Here is a 17,984-nt window from a genome sequence, read left to right on the forward strand (position 1 = left end):
CAATCGTTGACAATCCCTCTTTAGGACGTATTTTTGGCGATCTAATCCCTTTTCGGGATGCATATGACGTTTCTGTAAAAACTCGCCGCGAATTTTCCCATCGGATCATTGCAACGCCGAAGGAATAGTGGGGACTTCGATGCCCGACACCACGCCGCACATCCCCACCGATCGCCTTCATCTGTCCAACAGTTTCGGACCGGTCAAAATCTGGCCCGATCTTCGTCTGCACGAGGGATTCGAACAGCTTGTCGAGCGGCATCCCACCGCTCCGGCGGTGGTGACGGAGGCCGGTATCCTCGACTATGCCGGACTGGACGCGGCGGCCAACGCGCTGGCTCACGCGCTGCTGGCGCTTGGGTTGGGCATGGAGGAGCCGGTCGGCGTTCTGACGGAACGGTCGGGTCACCTGCCGCAGGCCTTCCTCGGCATTCTCAAGGCGGGCGGGGTCTATGTGCCGATGGTCGCCGACCTGCCGCCGGAGCGGCTGGCGAACATGGCGCGGCAAGCGGGGATGCGGCTGCTGGTCGCGCTCGACGGGCTGGTCCCGCCGGAAGCGCTGACCCATGCTCTGTCCGCCAACGGCAAGATGGAGCGGCCGCAAGCCGTCCTGCGCCCCGAATCCCTGGACGGCGAGAGTCTTGCCAGGTCCGCGGAGCGCCCGGACCGGCCCGGTCCGGCCAATGGGCTGGCGGTCATCCTCTTCACCTCCGGCTCGACCGGCCAGCCGAAGGGCGTCCTGATCCAGCACGACGCCTGCGTGAATCTGGCGCTCGGCCACACGGAGGCGCAAGGCGTCGGGCCGGGAGACCGGGTGCTGCTGTCCACCTCCCCCGGCTTCATCCTGGGCTTCCGCGAGCTGTGCCTGCCGCTGCTCTCCGGGGCCGCCTATGTCCCGGCCTCGCGCGCGCTGATCGACGATCCGGCGCGGCTGCTCGACCATATGGCCCGGCTGGGCGTGACCATCGCGCTGTTCACCCCCTCCTATCTGCGGCTTCTGCGCGGCGCGGTACCGGCGGGGCTGCGCATGATCCTGACCGCCGGGGAGCGGCCCAACCCGGACGACGCGCGGCATTACGCCCGTTACCTCGACTATTGGAACATGCACGGCGCCACCGAGGTCTGCGGCACCATCTGCATGCACAAGGTGAATCCGGACGGCGACGGCCCGCTGCCCAGCGGGCGCCCCTTCACCAACAACGCCGTCCATCTGCTGGACCGCCACGGCAACGAGGTCCCCGACGGCGAGGTCGGCGAGATCCATGTCATCGGGCGGGGCGTGTCGCGCGGCTACCTGAACCAGCCCGAGCTGTCGGCGGAGAATTTCGTCGAGACGCGCTTCGGGCGCGCCTACCGCACGCACGACCTTGGGCGCTGGAACGAAAACGGCGACCTGGAGACGCTGGGCCGCGCCGACGACATGGTGAAGGTGTCCGGCCAGTCGGTGTCGCTGAGCGAGATCGAGCGGACACTGCTGCGCCATCCGCTGGTCAGCCGCGCCGCCGCCCTTCAGCATCAGGGCCGCCTCGCCGCGATCGTCGAGAGCGCCGATCCGGAGGCGGCGCAAGCGGAAGACTGGCGCGCCTTCCTCGGCCGCACACTGCCCGCCTACATGGTGCCGGCGCGGGTGAAGGCGGTGGCCCGCATGCCGATCAACTCCGCCGGCAAGACCGACCGCCGCGCCCTGCTGGCGCTCGCCGAAGAGGCATTGTCCGCCGCGCGCCGCACGGGCGGAACGCCGCCGCAAGGCGATCTGGAGCGGGCCATCGCCACGGTCTGGGAAGAGATTCTGGACACACGCCCGGTGATGCGGGACGACCCGTTCTTCGCCATCGGCGGCACCAGCCTGCTCGCCATCGCGGTCGGGCAGCGCCTCCATGCGCTCGGCCATCCGGTCACGGTGCCGGTGATCCTGGCCTCGCAGACGGTGGAGGCGTTGGCCCGCCGAATCGTGGAGCGCAAGGACGAGGACACCGCCCCGCTGGACGTGAGCGAAGGCCCCGCCACCGCCGGACAGGAGGATTTCTGGGTCGCCGCCAAGCTCGGCCTCGCCGCCGCCGGATCGCACGTCGTGCGCGTCCTGTCGGTGCGCGGCCCGGTTCCAAAGGTCGAGCGCTGGCGCGCCGCCTGGGCCGCCTTGCTGGAGCGCCACCCGGCCCTGCGCACCGCCTTCCACACCGACGCCGAAGGCCGGGTGCGCTGGCGCACGATCCCCGCCGCCGCCCTGCCGCCCTCCGCCGGCTTCTCCGTCGACCGCTGCCACCTCCCGGAGGAGGCGCGCGAGCTGATCGCCGGCTACGCCGAGACGCCCTTTGCCCTGACCGAAGCGCCGTTGGCCCGCGCCGGCCTGATGATCATCGAATCCGGCAACGAGACGCTGTTCTGGTTCGTGCTGCATCATGCCGTCGTGGACGGCCAGTCCGCCCGCACCGTGCAGGAGGATGTCCTGGCCCTCCTGCTGGACCGCGCCTTGCCTCCGGCGCCGCACGGCATCGCGCTGGCCGCGCGGGACGAAGCCCGCCACCTCCGCTCCGACCTGGCGGAGCGGGACCGCGCCTTCTGGAACGCCAAGCTGGACGCCCTGCCGCTTGAGGCGTTCGAGGAGCTTCCGCTCGACCAGCCCCGCCCCATCACGCCCAGCGGGCGCTCCGCCCCACCCCTGGCGGAGCGGCTGGACGCCGCGACCACCACAGCCCTCACCGCCATCGCGAAGGCTCAAGGCGTCGGCCTGCACGGGCTGCTGCTGGCGATCCTGGCGGCGGAGACGCGGCGGCGCGGTGGGCGGACCGACCTGATCCTCGGAACCGGCGTTTCGCTGCGCCCGGCGGGGGGCGAGGACGCGGTCGGGCATTTCGTCAATCTCGTGCCGGTCGTCCTGCCCGGCGCCCCGACGGCACTGGCCGGGCAGGTCCGCGCCGCCCAGGATGCGCTGACCGAGGCGGTCGGACACGCCGGCCTGCCCGCCAACCTGATCCAGCGTGAATTCCGCCAGCGCCGGCCCGACGCGCTGCCGCCCGCCCGCCCCAACCTCTTCGCGGTGGCGCTGACCGCCAACCCGCCGCGCACCAGCGCCGATCCGGCCAGCGGCCTGTCGCTGTCCCCACGCCGGTTGCCCGGCGCGCTCGCCCACCCCGCCGCCGGCCTTGACCTCGCCTTCAGCCACGAGCCGGTGACGGATGACGACGGCGAAGGGTTGGAACTCGCCCTTCTATGGAATCCGGACGTCCACACGGAGACCACGGCGCACTCCTGGCTGGCCGGCTTCGCCGCCTGGGCGCGTTGGCTCGCCGTCGATCCGGCACGGCTGGACTCGCCCCTGCCCGCGCTGCTCCCGGAGGAGGCGGCCCTTCTCGACCGCTGGGAGCATGGCGAGGAGCGCCCCCGCCCGCCCCGCCGCGCCCACGAACTGTTCGAGGACATCGCCGCCCGCCAGCCGGACCGCCCCGCCGTGGTCACCCGCAGCGGCGTGCGGACCTATGGCGAGTTGAACCGGGACGCCGACCGCATCGCCGCCGCCCTTCTGCTCTGCGGCGTGGCACGGCAGGACGCCGTGGCGGTGCTGACCGGCTGCTCTCCAGGCCTGCCGGCGGCGGTGCTAGGCGTCTGGAAAGCCGGGGCGGCCTATCTGCCTCTGGCCCAGGACCTGCCGCCGGAGCGCATGGCCTACATGGTCCGCGACGCCGGGGTCCGGCTGCTGATCGCGCTGGACGGCCAGCCCGTCCCGCCCGCCCTGGCCGAGGCCGTGCCGACGCTGATCCGCCCGGACATCCTCGAAGGCTCCGCCGCACCGACCACCGTGGCTGGGGCGCCGGACGACCTCGCCTACGTCATCTACACCTCCGGCACGACCGGGCATCCGAAGGGCGTCGCGGTCCGTCACGACGGCTTCATCAACGCCGCGCTGGCGACCGGGGAGACGGTCGGCCTGCGGGCGGACGACCGCATGGCGCTGGCGGCGACGCCGGGATTCGACGCCTCGCTGTGGGAACTCGGGCTGGCGCTGCTGCACGGGATGGCGATGGTTCCCGTGCCGCCGGACCTGCGCGATGATCCCTGGGCGCTGAAGGACGCCTACACGGAGTTGGGCGTCACCGTGGCCTTCCACGCCCCTTCCTATCTGCGGATCAGCCAGGAGAAGCCGTTCCGCGGCCTGCGTGTCCTGCTGACCGGCGGAGAGGCGCCGAACGCCGACGACGCCCGCCACCACGCCGCCGACCTGGCCTTCTGGAACGCCTACGGCCCCACCGAGGCGAGCATCCTCGCATCCATGGGCCGCATCCTGCCCGACAGCGGGCGCGGCGGCCCGGTCCCCGCCGGACGCCCGTTGCCCAACAGCCGGGTCACTCTGCGCCGTCCGGACGGCACGCCGGTTCCGCCGGGCCTGCCGGGAGAAGTGTGGCTGGGCGGGGTGGGCCTCGCCCGCGGCTACCTCAACAACCCCGACCTGACCGCCCGCGCCTTCGTCGAGACGGCGGAGGGCCGCTTCTACCGCACCGGCGATCTGGGCCGCTGGACGGCGGACGGGCGACTGGTCCTGTGTGGCCGCATCGACCATCAGGTGAAGCTGCACGGCCAGCGCGTCGAACTCGCCGAGATCGAGCAGGACCTGCTGGCCCACCCCGCCGCCGCCCAGGCCGTCGTCCTGGTGGACGCCGCGGCGGAGGGCACCAAGGCCTTGCGCGCTTTCGTCCGCGCCAAGGACGGCGCCACCCTGCCCGACGAGGAGGCGTGGCGCGCCTTCCTCGCCGACCGCCTGCCCGCCTTCATGGTGCCGGCCAGCGTGACGGGTGTGGACAGCGTCCCCCTGACGCCGGCGGGCAAGATCGACCGCGACGCCCTGCTCCGCCTCGCACACGCCCATGGCGATGCCACCACGGCGGAGCGGCAGGCGCCGCGGGACGGGCTAGAACACCGCATCGCCGCCCTGTGGAGCGGTCTGCTGGGCGAGGAGGTCGCACGCACCGACAATTTCTTCGCGCTCGGCGGCAACAGCCTGCTGGCGGTGACCATTGCGCACCGGCTGTCCCAGGATCTGGGCGTGGCCGTTCCGGCGCGCGCCCTGTTCGCCGCCCCGACCCTGGCCGGCTTCGCCCGCAAGGTGGCGGCGTTGCGCGATGCGGAAACGCCGCAAGCCGACGCGGACGACTCCGACCTCGCCACCGAAGGGGAGCGCGAATTCTGGGTGGCCGAAGCGGCGGGGCTGGACACGCGGCCCTTCATCATCCCGGTGATCCGCGCCGTGGAGGGGGAGTTGCCGGACGCGGCCCGCTGGTCGGACGCCTGGACGGCGCTCGCCGAGCGGCATGAGGCGCTGCGCACAAGCTTCGCGGAAGGTGCGGATGGGCGTTTGCGCCGCCGCATCGCCGCCTCCATCGACGGTGCGCTGGAACTCTCCACGCAGGCTGACCGCGCCGCGGCGCTTGCCCACATCCGCGCCCGCCAGGGGCAGCCCTTCGCCATGACCGAGGCACCGCTGTGGCGGGCCGGGCTGGTGACGTCGGTGGACGGCGGTACGCCGCTGTTTTGGATGGCGCTGCATCATTCCATCGGGGATGGGCGCTCGGTCGGCGTCCTGCTGGAGGAACTGACCGCGCTGCTGGCGGGTGAGCGCCTGCCGCCCCCTCCCGCCCGCTACGCCGCCCTGGCCGCCCGTGAGCGGCGTTATCTGGACGGCCCGGACCGCGCCGTGGACGAGGCCCATTGGCGGAACCTGCTGTCCACCCTGCCCGCCGACGTTTTCGACGACTGGCCGCTCGACACGCCGCGCGCCGCCGGTGCCGCGCCCGGCAGCCACCGCTTCGAACTGCGGTTGGAACCGGCCACCGCCGCCGGGCTCAAGGCGGTCGCCCGCCGGCACGAGGCCAGCCTGCACGCCGTCCTGCTGACCCTGCTGGCGCGCGAGGTGCGGCGGCGCACCGGACGCGGCGCCGTCACCATCGGCACCACCGGCGATATCCGGGAAACCGCCGAGGACGCGCGCGTCGTCGGCTACGGCGTGACCATGCTGCCGCTGGCCCTCCAGTCCGCCGCCGGAGCACCCTTCGCAGCGGAGCTTCGCGCCACCCAGGCGGCCCTGGCCGGGGCGCTGCAGCACGCCCGCCTGCCCTTCACGCGGATCTGCCACGGCTTCTGGGCGGATCGTCCGCAGCACCGCGACCCGGCGCGTTACCCGCTGTTCGACATCGCGGTGACGGAGAATCCGCAGGGCGCCCCCGCCCCCGGCCCGCTGCGCTTCGTCCGTCCTGATCACGAGGGGTTGGCCTACGAACGCACCGGCCATTCGCCGGGCCAGGACATGGTGCTGATCCATGAAGGGCTGGCCGACGGCGGACTGCTGCTGCAATGGCACGTCAACGCCGCGCTCTACGCCAAGGACACGGCGGAACGCTGGTTCGAGGCGTTGAGCGGCTGGGCGCGCTGGCTGGGGGGCGACGTCGCCCGCGCCGAGGCGACCCCGCCCGAACTGCTGCCGGAAGAGGAGATGACGCTCGCGGCGTGGGAGCACGGCCCGGCGGCGGAGCGCCCGGCGCTGCCCTTCCACGCGCTGTTCGAACGGCTGATCGACCAGCCCGGCACCGGCCAGGGCGGACGCCCGGCGGTCATCACCACCGACCGCGTTCTGACCTACCGCGCGGTGGAGGCGGAGGCCAACGCCATCGCCCACGCCCTGCGGGAGCGCGGGGCGGAGCGCGGCAGCGTGGTCGGCGTCCTGACCGGACGCTCCCCCAACCTGCCCGCCGCCCTTCTGGGCGTGTGGAAGGCCGGAGCGGTCTATCTCCCGCTCGCCGCCGACCTGCCGGCCGAACGGCTGGCCTTCATCGCCGGAGACGCCGGGGCGGCCCTGCTGCTGGCACTGGACGGCGTCGCCGTGCCTGACGCGCTGTCCGCCCTGCCGCTTCTGCGTCCAGAGGGTCTCTCCGCCGATTTCCGCACCGCCCACGCCCACCGGCCGCAAGCCGCGACGGGGCCGGAGGACACCGCCTACATCCTCTACACCTCCGGTTCCACCGGCCGCCCCAAGGGCACGCCGGTCAGCCACGGCGCCTATGTGAACATGGTGCTGGGCGCCGTCGAGACCTTCGGCCTGACCGCCGAGGACCGGACGCTGATGTTCGCCTCGCCCTCCTTCGACGTGTCGCTGTCGGACGTCGGTATGCCGCTGGCCGCCGGGGCGGCGCTCTGCGCCGTGTCCTACGAGGTGCTGAGCGCCCCGGCCCGCCTGATCGCCTTCCTTGCGGAGCAGCGGGTGACCGTCGCCGACCTCACCCCGACCTATCTGCGCCTGTTCGACGGGGCGGAGCTGCCGTCCCTGCGCATCCTGGTGACCGGCGGCGAGGCGCCCCTTGCGGCGGACGTGCGCGCCTACGCCGGGCGGCTGCGCTACTACAACGCCTACGGCCCGACCGAGAACACCATCACCAGCGCCATGGGGCTGCTGGGTGCGGAGGACCGGGGCTTCCTGCCCGTCGGCCGTCCGCTGCCCAATACATCGGTGCACATCCGCGACGCGGCGGGCCGCCCGGTGCCTCCAGGGGCGGTGGGGGAAATCTGGCTGGGCGGTGCCAACCTCGCCCGCGGCTATCTGAACCGTCCGGAGCAGGAGGCGGCGGCCTTCATCGGGACGGGACGCGGTCGGCTCTACCGCTCCGGCGACCTCGGGCGCTGGCGCGCCGACGGCGAGCTGGAGGTGCTGGGCCGCATCGACGATCAGGTGAAGCTGAACGGCATCCGCATCGAACTCGGCGAGATCGAGCAGGCGCTGGGAAGCCACCCCGACATCGCACAGGCGGTGGCCCTGGTGCAGGGCAAGGCCGGCGCGGCGCAGAGCCTGTGGGCCTTCGTCCGCCCCATCCCCGGCAAGCCGGTGCCAGCCGAGGACTCCTGGCGCGGCTGGCTGGCCGACCGGCTGCCCGCGGTGATGATCCCGGCCGGGGTGATCGCGGTGGAAACGGTGCCCGTGACGGCGTCGGGCAAGGTGGACCGCGCAGCACTGCAAGGGCTGATCGCCGGCCACGCCCCGCAAGGAGCGCGGATGGCGCCGCAGGGCCGGCTTGAGGAAACCGTCGCCCGCGTCTGGGCGGCGCGGCTGGGCCGCGGCCCGGTCTGGCGCGACGACAATTTCTTCGCGCTCGGCGGCCACAGCCTGCTCGCCATCGCCGTCGCCCACGCTCTGGAAACGGAGCTGGGGCGCCCCGTCTCCGCCCGCGACCTGTTCACCGAACCGACCCTGCGCGGCTTTGCCGCCCGCCTCGCCGCCGCTGCTCCCGCGGATGCCCCAACCGACGCCGAATCCGACCGCGCGACCGAAGGCCAGCGGGAGTTCTGGGTGGCCGAGCAGGCCGGGCTGGACACCCGCGGCTTCAACATCCCCCTGACATTGGCGGTGGAGGGCGACACCCCGGCCGACGACCGCTGGCAAGCCGCCTGGACCGCCCTGGCCGAGCGGCACGAGGCCCTGCGCACCGGCTTCCAGGAAAACGAAGGCGGCACGCTCCGCCGGACTGTCCATTCGACGACCGCCGGTCTGGACATTTCAACGGCGCCCGACCGTCCCACCGCCCTGGAACACATCCGGGAGCGCCAGACCGAACCCTTCGCCATGGCCGCTCCGCCGCTGTGGCGGGCCGGGCTTGTCCGGGTGGCGGACGGCGGCGCCCTGTTCTGGCTGGCCCTGCACCATTCCATCGGCGACGGCCTGTCGCTCGGCCTGCTCACGAACGACCTCGCCGCGCTGCTGCGCGGGGAGTCCCTGCCCGGCCGCGCCCCCGGCTTCGGCCGCTCCGCAGCGCGGGAGGAGGCCTATCTCACCAGCGAGGCCGCCTGGGCGGACACGGAGCATTGGCGGCGCCTGCTCGCCGGAATCGACCCCGCCGCCTTCGAGGAATGGCCGCTCGACCGGCCGCGTCCGGCCGTGCGCAGCGCGGAGACGGCCAAGGGAAGCCATTGCCACCGCGTCCGCCTCACCCCGGACGTGGCGGAAGCGTTGCGCGCCCTCGCCCGGCGCAACGGTGCCAGCCTGCACGCCCTGATGATGACGCTGATGGCGCATGAGGTGCGCCGCCGCACCGGCCGGACGGCGTTCCTGATGGGCACCGCCGCTTCCACCCGCGAGACGGCGGAGGAGGCGGGCGTCGTCGGCTACTGCATCAACATGCTGCCGGTGCCCTTCCAGGTCGACCGGGGCGAGCCGCTGGAGCAGGCGGTCAAGGCGACGCAGAGCCGTCTGGCGGAAGCGCTGCGCCATGGCCGTCAGCCTTTCGCGCGCATCCACCAGGAGTTCCGCCGCAGCCACCCGCAGGCGCATCATCCGGCCCGCTACCCGCTGTTCGATCTGGCGGTGACGGAAAATCCGGTCATGGCCGCCCCGCGGGGCGATGGGCTCCGCTTCGCGGCCATCGACGCCTTCCACGGCCCCGATATCCAGTACGAACTGCGCCAGAGCGCCCCCGCCCAGGACCTCGTCCTGGTGCATGAGGGGCAGGCGGACGGCGGGCTGGTCCTCCAGCTCTACGCCAACGCCGCCCTCTATGATCGGGAGACCGCGCAGGCCTGGACCGCGGCGCTGGACGGCTGGGCACGGCGGCTGGCTGATCCGCAGCGGGCGCCGGGCGAACCGCTGCCCGCCCTGCTGCCGGACGAGGAGACGCGGCTCGCCGCGTGGGAACACGGCCCGGCGATGCCGCACCCGGTTCCCTGCTTCCACCACCAGTTCGCCGCGCTGGCGCGCTCGCAGCCGGATTGCCCGGCCCTCATCACCGATGACGGCGCGGTCAGCTACGCCGCGATGAACGCCCGCGCCAACGCGCTGGCCCGCGCGCTGCTGGCGCAAGGCGTGCGGATCGGCGACGCGGTCGGCGTCCTGACGGAGCGCTCGCCCGCCCTGCCCGAAGCGGTGCTGGCGATCTGGAAGGCCGGGGCCGCCTATCTGCCGCTGACCCGCGACCTGCCGGCGGACCGGCTGGCCTTCATCGCGCGCGACGCCGCCATCCGCATCGTCGTGGCGCTGGACGGCCACACCCTTCCCGACGCGCTGGCGCCGGCCGGATACGCCGTCCTCCGCCCGGAATCCCTGACCGGGGATTTCCGCGCCGCCCACGCCCATGAGCCGGAGGCCGGGGAACGCAGCGGTCCCGGCGATCCCGCCTACATCATCCACACCTCGGGATCGACCGGGGTGCCGAAGGGGGTCGTGCTGCATCATGGCGGTATGCTGAACCTCGGCCTGTCGATGGCGCGGATGATGGGGGTCCAGCCGGACGAACGCACGCTCCTCAGCTCCTCCCCCTCCTTCGACGCCTGGATCTCCGATTCCGTGATGACCTGGGCGACCGGCGGCGCCCTCGTGCCGATCCGCCGCGCCGAAATGGACGACACCGCCGGGCTCCGCGCCAAGATGGAGCGGCTGGGGGTCACCTCCGCCACCCTGCCGCCCTCCTACCTGCGGCTGTTCGAGCAGGCGGACCTGCCGACCCTGCGCATCCTGATGACGGTGGGCGAGCCGCCCAACGCCGCCGACGCCCTGCACTACGCGGCCCGGCTGCGCTACATCAACGGCTACGGCCCGACCGAGAACACCGCCGCGGCCAGCATCGGCATCCTGCGCCCGGACTCGCCCTGGATGAGCGCCGGGCGCCCGCTGCCCAACACCGCCATCCACATCCTGGACGAGGACGGGGAGCCGGTGCCCCCCGGTGCCATCGGCCATGTCTGGCTGAGCGGCCTGGGGTTGGCCATCGGCTACCTGAACCGGCCCGACCTGACCGCCGCCGCCTTCGTGGAGACGGCGAAGGGCCGCCGCTACCGCACCGGCGACCTCGGCCGCTGGCTGCCCAACGGGGAGCTTCTGGTCCTCGGCCGGTCGGACAGCCAGGTGAAGCTGCGCGGCCAGCGCGTGGAGCTGGGCGAGATCGAGCACCGGCTGGAATCCTACCCCGGCGTCCAGCAGGCGGTGGCCCTGGTGGACACGCCGCCGGGCGGCGCCCAGACGCTGTGGGCCTTCGTCAGCCTCGCGCCCGACGCCGCGGAGCCGACACAGGCCGCCTGGGCCGCCCATGCGGCGGCGGCGCTGCCCGCCTATATGGTGCCGGCGGCGGTGATCCGGGTGCCGGCGATCCCGGTGACGGTGGCCGGCAAGGTCGACCGCAAGGCCCTGCTGCAGACGTTGGCCGACCATGCGCCCTCCGAAGGCACGGCTTCCAGCGCCTACACCCCGCCGCGCAACGCGGTGGAGCAGCGGGTGGCGGAGCTGTGGGCGGAGCAGCTCCGGCGGCCCGTTCCGGGGCGGGAGGCCGGCTTCTTCGAGCTGGGCGGCGACAGCCTGCGGGCGATCGCCGTGGTCAACCGCCTGCGCCGCGAATTCGCTTGCAAGATCAACGATCTCTACGAAGCGCCGGTGCTGGCGGATTTCGCGTTGCGCCTGCGGCCCCAGCCGGACCATCTGCACCGCGTCATCGCCGCCGTCCGATCCCATTGGCGGGACTATCAGACGACCCTGCCCGCCTTCGACGCCGCCCGCGACCGCGCGCTGGCCGAGCAGCAGCGGGCGTACGAGGTGCGCAACGCGGCCTACGCCGCCTTCGATGGGACGGAGCGGCGCGGCTATAACGAGGTGCTGCTGACCGGCGCCACCGGCTATCTCGGCGCCTATCTGCTGCGGGAGCTTCTGTCCGATCCTGAGCGGCGGGTGACCGCCCTGGTCCGCGGAGGCGACGACGGGGCCGCCCGCGTCCGGCTCGGCCGTGTGCTGGCCGGCTATTTCGGAGCGGCGAACGGTGCCGCGCTGATCGCCGATCCGCGCCTGACCGTGCGGGCCGGCGACCTGCGCCGCGACGGGCTGGGCCTCGCCCCCACGGTGCACGGCGCGCTGGCTGAGGGGGTGCGCGCGGTCTTCCACTGCGCGGCCAACGTCAACCATTTCGGCCATTACGCGGAGTTCCACGCCGACAATGTCGAGGCGACGCGCCGGCTCCTCGACCTCGCCGCCGCGCGGCGCGGCGACCCGGCGGACTTCCACCTGATTTCCACCCTGTCGGTCACCGGCAAGGCGCCGGAGGACGGCTTCAAACTGGTCACCGAATACGACGCGGTGCCGGACGCCCTCGACGAGAACTACTACGTCCGCAGCAAGCAGGAGGCGGAGCGGCTGGTCACAACGGCGCGCGGCGACCTGCGCAACGCCAGCATCCACCGCGTCGGCAACGTCGTCTTCGCGGCGGAGGGCGGGCCGCTGCAGTTGAACCTGCGGGACAACGCCTTCTTCCGGCAACTGGCCGCCTTCGTGCGGCTGGGGGTGGTGCCCGACGATTCGCACGTCTGGCTGTGCCACGTCGATCGCGTGGCCCGCGCGGTGGTGTTGCTCGCCGGTGCCGCCGGCCTCGCCAACGAGACGCACCATGTGGAGAACCACCGCCGCGACACGCTGGCCGACTTCGTCACCTCGGCGGCGGGCATGGCCGGCGCGGTGCAAGCGGTCGGCTTCGACGCCCTGCTCGACCGGCTGGAGCGCGCCATCGGCGAACCCGAGATGGACGGCGCCCTGGCCCAGACGCTGGAGGGCTTCGGCCTCTACAGCGGGCGCTCCCCCCAGGCGCGCGGCCGGCGGCAGGAGCTCACCTCCGAACGCACGCAGGGGCTGCTCGGCCGCATGGGGTTCGGCTGGCCGCCGGTTCCCCGCGCCGGGCAGGCCGACATGCTGCGCGCCGCCGCGGACCTTTTCTCCCGATGAACGCCTTCGGAGCCATCATGCTCACCCATGTCCAGGATCTCGGCTTCCGCACCGGGGAATTCACCGCCGAGCCGCTGCCCTACGCCGAGACCGCGCGCGTGCTGGCCGTCCTGGCCGCCCGCCATGGGGCGGAGAGCGACGCCGCCGCCCTCGTCCCGGACGGGCGGGAGGCCGAGCTGCGCGGCGAACTGGCAGAGGCTGCACCCGGCCTGTCCGCCCTGGCCTCGGCGATCCGCGACCGGCTGGAGACCAGCCACAGCGGCGTGCTGATCCGCCATGCCCATCTCGACCGCCATGACCTCGACACCCGGCGGCGCCTGCTCTACGCGCTGGCCGTCGGCATGGGCGCACCGACCGCGACCGACCGGATCGACCGCAAGGTGGTGTGGGACATCAAGCTCCGGCCCGAGCTGGTCCGCAGCGGCGGCGCCTCCACCTTCTCCGAGCACGCCGACGAGGCCGACTTCCACACCGACACCCAGTATTTCCCGACCCCCGAACGCTACATGCTGCTCTATTTTGCCAAGGCGGCGGCCTGCGGCGGCGGGCGGTCCAGCCTGCGCGACGCGCGCTGCGTCCGCGCGGCTCTGGCCGGCAGCGAGGAGGGGCGCTGGGCGCTGGACCTGCTGTCGCGGACGGCGCTGCCCTTCCGCATCCCCGCCACCTTCACCCGCACCGGGTCGCGCGACGCGGTGGAGGTGACCTTCGCCACCGTCTTCGGCGACCGCCCGCTCATCCGCTTCCGCACCGACACGCTGCGCCGTGGGTTGGCCGCCCGCCCGGAGCACGACACGCCGGACGTCCGCCGCGCGCTCGCCATTCTCCAGGCGGAGCTGGACAATCCGGCGCGGCGGCTGGAGACCTTCCTGGAGTCCGACAGCCTGCTGGCGATGAACAATCATGAGGCGCTCCACGGGCGCGGCGCCTTCGCCGACCCGGAGCGTCACGCGCTGCGCATCCGCATCGATGACGGTGCTCCGCAGGATGGCGCCCCGCCGCAATCCCTGGCGCAGGATCAGGCACGATGAACCTCCTCCGCCTGCTGGGACGGCTCGGACCGGCGCCGCTGCGCCGGCTGGTTCTCTACGCCCTGGGGTCGGCCCTCTTCTCCACGCTGGTGCTGGCATTGGTCAACCGCGGCGCGGAGGAGATCGCCGCGGAGAAGGCCGACTTCGTCAACGTGCCTCTGGCCGCCGCCTTCGTCGCCAGCGTCCTCCTCTACATGCTCCTGGAAGGCCGCATGGTCGCCCACCTGTCGGCGGACGCGGAGGAGGTGGTGGACAGCCTGCGCATGCGGCTGCTCGATCAGATCCGCCGCGCCGACCTGTGGAAGCTGGAGCGCTTCGGCCAGACCCCGCTGTTCGAAAGCGTGACGCAGAGCAGCCAGCTCATCTCGCAGAACTCGCAGTTCCTGGCGCTGACGGTGCGCTCGGTCCTGCTGACCGGGACGATCCTGCTCTACATCGCCACCATCTCGCCGGTCGCCTTCCTGCTGATCGGCGGGCTGCTCGGCGCCGGGACGTGGTTCTACATCCGGCTGGGCCGCGCGCTGGAGGAGCGGCAGCGCGCCATGATGGCGGAGGAGGCGGCCCTGTTCGAAGGCGTGTCGGACCTGTTCGACGGCTTCAAGGAACAGCGGCTGAACAGCGCCCGCAGCCACGACCTCAACGCCGCCTTCGCCACCGTGTCCGGCCGCACCACCACGGCCCGCGGCGACGTGCATCTGCACACCTGGCAGCAGTTCGTGTTCGGCGAATGCGCCTTCAACCTGATGCTGGGCGTGGTCGTCTTCGTGGTGCCGTCCTACTCCAGCGCCATCTCGGCGGAGCTGGTGAAGATCACCGCCGCCATCTTCTTCATGTCGGCCCCGGTCTTCGGACTGATGCAGTCGCTGGCGGTGATGAGCGCCGCGGAGGCTGCCGCCGGGCGCATGATGGCCCTGGAAGGCCAGCTCGCCGAGTTGGCGGAGGCCGGAAGCGACGGCCCCGCCTTGCCCGTGCCCGTCAACGTCGCCGAGGTGAGGATGGAGGGGGTGGAGTTCGCCTTCCCCGCCCCGCCGGGCGAGCCGCCCTTCGCGGTCGGCCCCTTCGACCTGACCATCCGGCGCGGCGAGGTGATCTTCATCACCGGCGGCAACGGGTCGGGCAAATCGACCTTCATCAAGCTGCTGACCGGCCTCTACCACCCGCTGCGCGGGCGGATCACGGTGGACGGGGTGCCGGTCGGGCCGCAGCGCATCGCCGCCTACCGCGAGCTGATGGCGACCGTCTTCGCCGACTTCCACCTGTTCGCCCGGCTCTACGGCCAGGATGCCCTCAACCCTGTGGAGGCCGCCGACCTGATGCGCTGGATGGAGATGGAGCGGGTGACGGCCCTGGAGGGCGACCGCTTCGGGCGGCGCGACCTGTCCGCCGGGCAGCGCAAGCGGCTGGGCCTCGTCGCCGCCATCCTGGAGAAGGCGCCGATCCTGATCCTCGACGAATGGGCGGCCGACCAGGACCCGCATTTCCGCTTCAAGTTCTACCGGGAGGTCGTGCCGGAGCTGAAGCGGCGCGGCCTGACCATCGTGGCGGTGACCCACGACGACCATTACTTCGACGTCGCCGACCGCCGCCTGCACATGGAGGAGGGCCGCCTGACCGAACTCTCCCACCTGACGGAGGGCGTGGCATGAGGCTGGCCGCCATCGTCCTGCGCGAGCTTCCGGAGAATCTGCGCACGCTCGCCCTGATGAACGTCCTGTCGGCGATCGCCACCGCGGCGCTGCTGTGGCTGGTCGACGCCGCCGCCAAGGACGCCGCCAGGGGCATCATCAGCCCGCGGCTTCTGGTGATGTACGCGGTCACCGTGACGCTGTTCGGGGTGACCCACAATTACGCGCTGGTCACCGCGTCCCAGGACGCCGAGCGGCTGATCCACAAGATCCGGCTGCGCCTGTTCGATCTGGTGCGCCGCGCCGACCTCGTGACCGTGGACCGCATCGGGCGGGCCTCGCTGCATGGCGTGCTGACGCAGGACACCCAGACACTGGCGCAGACCCTGCCGCTTCTGGCGATCGGCGGGCAGCAGGCGGTGATGCTGGTTTTCCTGGCGGTCTATCTGGCTGGGCTGTCGCCACTGGCCTGCGTGATGGCCTTCGCCTTCGCCGGGATCGCCGTGGCCGTGAAGGTCGCGCGGGTGCAGCGCCTGCGCCGCAGCATGGTGGAGGCGGCGGCGGCCGAAACGCGCGTCTTCGACGGGCTGACCGACCTGCTGCGCGGCTTCAAGGAGGTGCGGATGAACCGCCGCCGCGGCGACGGGCTGATCCGCGACCTTGCCGACGCCTCGTCCCGGGCGCGGGCGGTGAATGTCGATATGAAAGAGCAGTGGGGCCGCAATTTCGCTCTGGTCGAGGCGATGTTCTACACGCTGATCGGCATGATGGTCTTCGTCGTGCCGCTGTTCACCACAGGCTATCACGCGGTGGTGGTGGCGGCGACCACGGCGGCGCTGTTCATCGTCGGGCCGGTCAGCACCGTCTCCTTCGTCACCCCGCTGGTCGCCCAGACCGAGATGGCCCTGTCCAACATCGAGGCGATGGAGGAGCGGCTGCGCGCCGCCGCCGGCAGCGCTCCCGACGAGGGGGCCGACCGCCTGCCCGGTCCGCCCGCCAGCGTCGCGCTGAAGGACGCGACCTTCGCCTATCACGATGCCGACGGTGCCCCCGTCTTCGCCGTGGGCCCCCTGTCCGCGGAGTTCCGGGCGGGCGAGATCACCTTCGTCACCGGCGGCAACGGCTCCGGAAAGTCCACGATGCTGCGCCTGCTGACCGGGCTGATGCCGTTGGGCGGCGGCCGGCTGCTCGCCGACGGGGAGCCGGTGCCGGCGGAGCGGATGCAGAGCTACCGCGACATGATCTCGGCCATCTTCTCCGACTATCACCTGTCGCGCCGCCTCTACGGCGTTGCCGACCCCGACCCGGCGCGCGTCCGCGCCCTGCTGGAGCGGCTGGAGATGCAGGACAAGGTGACGGTCACGGACGGCGGCTTCAGCACCGTCGCCCTGTCCACCGGCCAGCGCAAGCGCCTCGCCCTCGTGGTCGCGCAGCTGGAGGACAAGCCGGTCATCGTGCTGGACGAATGGGCCGCCGACCAGGACCCGCATTTCCGCCGCGTCTTTTACGAGGAGCTGCTGCCGGAGCTGAAAGCCATGGGGAAGATCGTCATCTGCGTGACCCACGACGAGCGCTGGTTCGGCCTCGCCGACCGCGTCTATCACATGAACGAGGGCCGCATCGAGGAAGGTCACGGCCACCATCACCTGTTCGCGCTGGAGCCGGCGTGATGGCACCGTTTCCCTCCCCCTGGCTGCAAGGTTTCCGACCGGTTTCGGCGCCGTGCCGCACCCTGGTCTGCTTCCCCTACGCCGGAGCCGGCGCCGCCGTCTTCCGTGACTGGGCGTCGGACGTCGGACCGGACACGGAACTGTTGGCCGTGCGCCTGCCGGGACGGGAGAGCCGCATCGGCGAACCACCGCTGCGCCGGGCCGAAGACGCCGTGTCGGCCATCCTGGCCGCGCTGCAATCGCTGGAAGACCGCCCGCTGATCCTGTTCGGCCATTCGCTGGGCGCGGCGTTGGCCTACGCCACGGCCCGCGCTCTGGTGGCGCGGGGGCGCCCACCCGCTCTGCTGGTCGTCTCAGGACGCCGGGCGCCGCACCTGCCGTCGCGGCGCTCCCCATCCCACGCCTTGGATGATGAGGCCTTCCGCACCCGTCTCATCGCGCTGGGCGGCACCCCGCCCGAGGTTCTCGCCTGCGACGAGCTGATGGAGCTGATGCTGCCAATGCTGCGCGCCGACTTCGTCATGTCCGACGGCTTCCACGAAGACGGCCCCTCGCCGCTTCCCGTGCCGATCCTGGCTTTCGCCGGGGTGGAGGACAACGAGGCCACGGTCGAGGAGGTTTCCGCCTGGGAACAGGTGGCCGGTGCGGCGTTCGCCCTGTGCACACTTCCCGGCGGGCATTTCTTCCTGCACGAAAAACGCTCTCTGATTGTCTCGCAAGTTCAACGATCGCATTTCTTGTGGAACTACCTTCAACGACCCACTTCAAATGGCAGAAACTTTGACGAAAACAACCAATTTCGTTAGCCCATATGACGGTGCCGCCGGCAAACGGCGGCGTTTTCGGAGCGGGCCGTCCCTTCGGGGCCGACTGTCGCCGCGAACCATTCCGGTGCGTGGCGTTCATTGCTGATTTTCTCTCGACAACATCCTTTTTG

5 protein-coding genes are annotated in these 17,984 nt (G+C 72.1%); all 5 read left to right on the top strand.

Features of this window, described 5'->3' with window-relative positions; translation table 11 throughout:
- Positions 1-139 precede the first annotated feature (139 nt).
- Genes D3869_RS24250 through D3869_RS24270 form a run of 5 tightly spaced genes read left to right on the top strand, consistent with a single transcriptional unit; the run spans position 140 to position 17,853 of the window.
- Positions 140-12,724 carry a non-ribosomal peptide synthetase gene (locus tag D3869_RS24250; RefSeq protein ID WP_137142346.1) on the top strand — a complete coding sequence of 4,195 codons (12,585 nt, stop codon included), beginning with the start codon at positions 140-142 and terminating at the stop codon, positions 12,722-12,724.
- Complete coding sequence (locus tag D3869_RS24255) at positions 12,721-13,752, top strand: TauD/TfdA family dioxygenase (RefSeq protein ID WP_137142347.1); 1,032 nt, start codon at positions 12,721-12,723, stop codon at positions 13,750-13,752. Before D3869_RS24250 ends, D3869_RS24255 begins: the two co-directional genes overlap by 4 nt.
- Positions 13,749-15,398: an ATP-binding cassette domain-containing protein gene (locus D3869_RS24260; protein ID WP_137142348.1), complete on the top strand. Its 1,650-nt coding sequence runs from the start codon at positions 13,749-13,751 to the stop codon at positions 15,396-15,398. The genes D3869_RS24255 and D3869_RS24260 overlap by 4 nt, the downstream gene beginning before the upstream one ends.
- Positions 15,395-17,047 (top strand): cyclic peptide export ABC transporter, encoded by a 1,653-nt coding sequence (locus D3869_RS24265; protein WP_137142349.1) that lies wholly within the window; start codon positions 15,395-15,397, stop codon positions 17,045-17,047. Before D3869_RS24260 ends, D3869_RS24265 begins: the two co-directional genes overlap by 4 nt.
- A complete protein-coding gene (locus tag D3869_RS24270) occupies positions 17,047-17,853 on the top strand; it encodes a thioesterase II family protein (protein ID WP_247895946.1) in 807 nt (268 codons plus the stop codon). The genes D3869_RS24265 and D3869_RS24270 overlap by 1 nt, the downstream gene beginning before the upstream one ends.
- Positions 17,854-17,984: the final 131 nt, after the last annotated feature.

It is taken from the genome of Azospirillum brasilense (assembly GCF_005222205.1).
In the GTDB taxonomy this organism is placed as follows: domain Bacteria; phylum Pseudomonadota; class Alphaproteobacteria; order Azospirillales; family Azospirillaceae; genus Azospirillum; species Azospirillum brasilense_G.

Bases quoted from the DNA above. Each gene is read 5' to 3' on its own strand.
- D3869_RS24255 (WP_137142347.1), top strand. From the start codon at position 12,721: ATGAACGCCTTCGGAGCCATCATGCTCACCCATGTCCAGGATCTCGGC.
- D3869_RS24250 (WP_137142346.1), top strand. From the start codon at position 140: ATGCCCGACACCACGCCGCACATCCCCACCGATCGCCTTCATCTGTCC.
- D3869_RS24260 (WP_137142348.1), top strand. From the start codon at position 13,749: ATGAACCTCCTCCGCCTGCTGGGACGGCTCGGACCGGCGCCGCTGCGC.
- D3869_RS24270 (WP_247895946.1), top strand. From the start codon at position 17,047: ATGGCACCGTTTCCCTCCCCCTGGCTGCAAGGTTTCCGACCGGTTTCG.
- D3869_RS24265 (WP_137142349.1), top strand. From the start codon at position 15,395: ATGAGGCTGGCCGCCATCGTCCTGCGCGAGCTTCCGGAGAATCTGCGC.